3 protein-coding genes and 1 pseudogene are annotated in these 3,525 nt (G+C 62.3%); 2 read left to right on the top strand and 2 right to left on the bottom strand.

All coding sequences use genetic code 11. From position 1 onward, the window contains the following. Positions 1-368 (top strand): annotated as a pseudogene (locus ACH2EH_RS17685) (hypothetical protein); the annotation flags it as partial. On the opposite strand, the gene ACH2EH_RS17680 reads toward ACH2EH_RS17685, so the two are convergent. After that, positions 360-1,595, bottom strand: a complete 1,236-nt coding sequence (locus ACH2EH_RS17680; RefSeq protein ID WP_395143652.1) for an MFS transporter — start codon at positions 1,593-1,595, stop codon at positions 360-362. The pseudogene ACH2EH_RS17685 and the gene ACH2EH_RS17680 overlap by 9 nt on opposite strands. 73 nt (positions 1,596-1,668) lie before the next feature. Here ACH2EH_RS17680 and ACH2EH_RS17675 point away from each other — a divergent pair, with 73 nt between their 5' ends. Beyond that, complete coding sequence (locus tag ACH2EH_RS17675; protein WP_395143650.1) at positions 1,669-2,790, top strand: alcohol dehydrogenase catalytic domain-containing protein; 1,122 nt, start codon at positions 1,669-1,671, stop codon at positions 2,788-2,790. 82 nt (positions 2,791-2,872) lie between these two features. Here the strand turns inward: ACH2EH_RS17675 and ACH2EH_RS17670 are convergent. Continuing rightward, positions 2,873-3,525: hypothetical protein (locus ACH2EH_RS17670; RefSeq protein WP_395143648.1), on the bottom strand; the 653-nt coding region annotated here is incomplete at its 5' end.

Here is a 3,525-nt window from a genome sequence, read left to right as displayed (position 1 = left end):
CGCTCTGGCTTTTGGGAAACACCCGGCCTGAGGTCTGTGTCGCGCTGGAGATCGGGCCGCTTGCGCCGGACAACGCCGTGCAGCTCACGGCAACCCCCACGTGCTGGGTCACCGATGGCTTCGCCCCCACGAGCCCGAGCGACATCGCTCTTGTGCTCAAAGCGGCACGGACAGCAAAGACCGGGCTCCAGCTTCAAGCGCTCTCCCGAGGTGGCTCCGATGCGAGCTGCGCCGCCGCGCAGGGGCTTTGCGCCCGGCCCATCACGCTCGCCTTCCCGTGTGAGAACACGCACGGCTTTGAGCTCATGCACAAAGAGGCGATAGACAACCTCGCGGCCCTGACGGTGGAGGTGCTGCGGCTACTCTAACGAGGCTTTCTTCCCAGAGGAGCCTAAGAGCAGCGCCAGAGAAGCGAGTGCGGCGGCGACGGCAACTCCCATCAGCGGCCCGTAGCCGACGATTCCCACCGCAATGCCGCCTAGCCAAGGTGCGATCATTCGAGGAACGGCCCGCACGATATTATAGAGTGCGGAGTAGAGGGGAATACGCGACGAGTGCCCTGCCAGTTCCATCATCAGATTGCTCGCCGCCAGATCCACTCCCGCTGTCGCCAGTGCCCAGAGCACAAAGACGGCAGCAAACATACTTCCCGTGGGGGCGATTAGCGTGAACGCGAAGCCTGCCGCCGCCGCGATACACGCCAGCGCGACCATCGGAAGGTTGCCCCAGCGATCCGCCAGCCACCCGATCAAGAGCGCGGCCATGGATCCCGCAAAGATACTCACCGCCGTGTAGAGCGCCAGGTCGGCGTGGGCATCCCCAAAGCGCCGGGCCGCAAAGAGCGCCAGAAACGGGGCCGCGACCTGGGTCAGCGCGAACACGACCTGCGAGTAGCCCAGTCGGCGAAACCGGGCATCGCCGCGCCATGCAGTCAGCAGCTCCGCTCTACCGACCTTCTTGCCCGCTTCATCCGCGTGCACTGTGCCGTCCGGCTCGCGTAAAAAGAGAAAAGGGATAACCGTGACCGTCAGAATCACAAAGCCAATGCCGAACCCCAGCCCATAGCCGTCCGGGAAGCCGCGCCCTAGCACCACATGGCGCAGGAGCCACTCCGTCGCCAGCGTACAGACACCCGCAATGCCGCCCGCGATCCCAAAGAGTCGCCCGCGCCAGTGCACCGGAATCGTCTTGCCAATCGCCGTCCAGTACGCCGGAATGTTAAAGCCCATCGCCAGCGAGTGCCCGCCAAATCCAATAAAAGTCGCCCAGATCAGCCAGTCCGGATGGGTCTTCCCCCAGAGTGGCGCGAGAAAGGCAAGGGGCAACAGAAACAAACGCTCGATTAGAGCCACCCAGAAGAGCCATAATCGCACGTGCTTCAGGCGCTGGAGAATCCCCACGGTGAGCAGGCCCGGCCCTAAAATTAGCAGGCTAGAGAGGCCCGTGAGTGCGCCCAGTGTCGCAGGCGATGCCCCGCACCGATCCAGGAACGCCGGGAGAATGGTCTGTGTGGAAAAAAATGCAATCCCCAACGGAAAGCCGACGGCATCCGCAAGGCAGATCAGGAAATTAATTTTTTTATCGCGTTGGGTCATGACAGCTCACGAGCGGAGCGGAGGATTCCCTGAGCCGCGCCCCGAATAATAGCACGAATGGGAGGCAAAAACAATGGCATTTAGTGGCAAGGCGGCAGTTCTAACCGAAGCGGGCAAGGACGTCGAGCTCATTGATATCTCGGTGGCGGATCCCGCACCCGACGACGTGGTGATCGAAGTGGTGGCGAGCGGGGTCTGTCACACGGATCTTACCATCAAGATGCAGCAAGGGGCGGGCATGAAGTTCCCGATCATCTTAGGCCACGAGGGCGCGGGCATTGTGAAGGCGGTGGGGAGCAATGTGACGCACCTGAAGCCGGGCGACCCCGTGGTGATCGCGTATCGTGCGCCGTGCGGCAACTGCCCCGCGTGTCGGCGCGGCGATCCTCGGCACTGCTACATGGCACTCCGTCCGACCACACCCATCATCCGTGTGGGCGATGACGCGCGGTGCTCACAGGTGCTGCGCTGCGGGACGTTCTCAACAACCACCGTGGTCAATGCAAAAGCGGCGATCAAGATGCCAGAGAACATGCCGCTGGACAAAGCCTGCCTGCTGGCGTGCGGCGTGATTACCGGCGTCGGGGCCACCATGAACACCACAACGGTATGGCCCGGCGCGAGTGTCGCCGTGGTGGGCTGTGGCGGCGTTGGGCTCTCGGTCATTCAGGGTGCGAAGATCCAGGGCGCAAAGCAGATCATCGGCGTAGATGTCAACCCGACTAAGCTCCAGTGGGCCAAAGACTTCGGCGCGACGCATATTGTGAATGCGCTAGACGGTGACCCGGTGGCCGCTGTGCGAAATTTAGTGGCCGACGACTGGCCGGGCTACGAGGGCGGCGTGGACTTTGCGTTTGAGGCGACGGGCCTGATGCAGTGTATTGAGCAGGCCGTGCGCATGGTGAACTACAACGGCACGGCGGTTAATATTGGCTTCCCGGGAAAAGACGCCGAAGTCACGCTCAATGTCGGAAACATAGATACCGGCGTCTACTGGAACAAAGTCAACCTGAAAGTCTGCCACTGTGGCGATGCGCTCCCTAGCCATGACTTTCCCTTGCTCGCCCAGCTCTATCTGGAAGGTCGCCTGAACTTAGACGCCATGGTAACGGGCTACGTCAAGCTAGACGAGGTCGAGCACGCGTTTCATACCATGGAGACCGGCAACGTGATCCGGAGCGTAATCCGGCTGTAGGTCTCCCGAACCCATCCCCCTGGCCCCCTTCCCTCAGGGCAGGGAAGGGGGAGAGGGAAAGAGGGAGGTTGGAGGGGGTTTTCTAGCGTGAGACGCTGGGGAGGTTGGCCAGCAGCGGGTGGCCTTTGGGCAGGCGTGCCTGCGCCGTCTTGCGGTACTGCTTCATCTGGGCATCGAGCACCTTGAGCTGCTCGTTGCGCTGCGCACGGGCTGCACTCGCTGCCGCTTTGCCCGTGGCATAGGCACTATACGCGCTCTGAAGTGCTGTAAAGCCGCTCTGTAAGCCTACCAGAGTCGTCCCCTCAGCCAGGGTCAGGGGCTTTTGAAGGGTCACGGCGCTATCCGCTTCGAGCTGCTCCCACAGACTCAGCGTGTCCTGAAGCGCCTTCACCACCACCCCCTGCGAGGAGGTCTTCGGAGGGGTCTTTGCCAGGGCGCTGGCGTAGCGCGAGCCGGGGAGGAGCCCGCTCACCGTAGCCTTGAACTGTGCCAGTCGGGGCACCAAGTCCCCCTTGAGCCGCAAGCAGTCCGCCGTGCTGGTCTGCGCTCGGTTGTCGCCGCTCTCGACCGCCTGATAGAGCGCGGTGAGAGTCGCCTTCGCCTCCACAAACCCCGCCCTTGTGGCTCCATCGGGCAGTACCAGGGGGGCACTCCCCAACGCACCATCTACCGCTGCCCAGTGCGCAATAAAAGTGTCTATAAGTTTGTGATAGGTTTTCAAATCGTTACTGATTG

It is taken from the genome of Armatimonas sp. (assembly GCF_043760365.1).
GTDB lineage: Bacteria > Armatimonadota > Armatimonadia > Armatimonadales > Armatimonadaceae > Armatimonas.
The sequence above is the reverse complement of the archived record's forward strand: the minus strand, read 5'-3'. Positions and strand labels throughout refer to the sequence as shown.

What these genes read in the sequence shown, in the direction of transcription:
- ACH2EH_RS17680 (WP_395143652.1), bottom strand. Translation starts at nt 1,595, where the DNA reads ATGACCCAACGCGATAAAAAAATTAATTTCCTGATCTGCCTTGCGGAT.
- ACH2EH_RS17675 (WP_395143650.1), top strand. Translation starts at nt 1,669, where the DNA reads ATGGCATTTAGTGGCAAGGCGGCAGTTCTAACCGAAGCGGGCAAGGAC.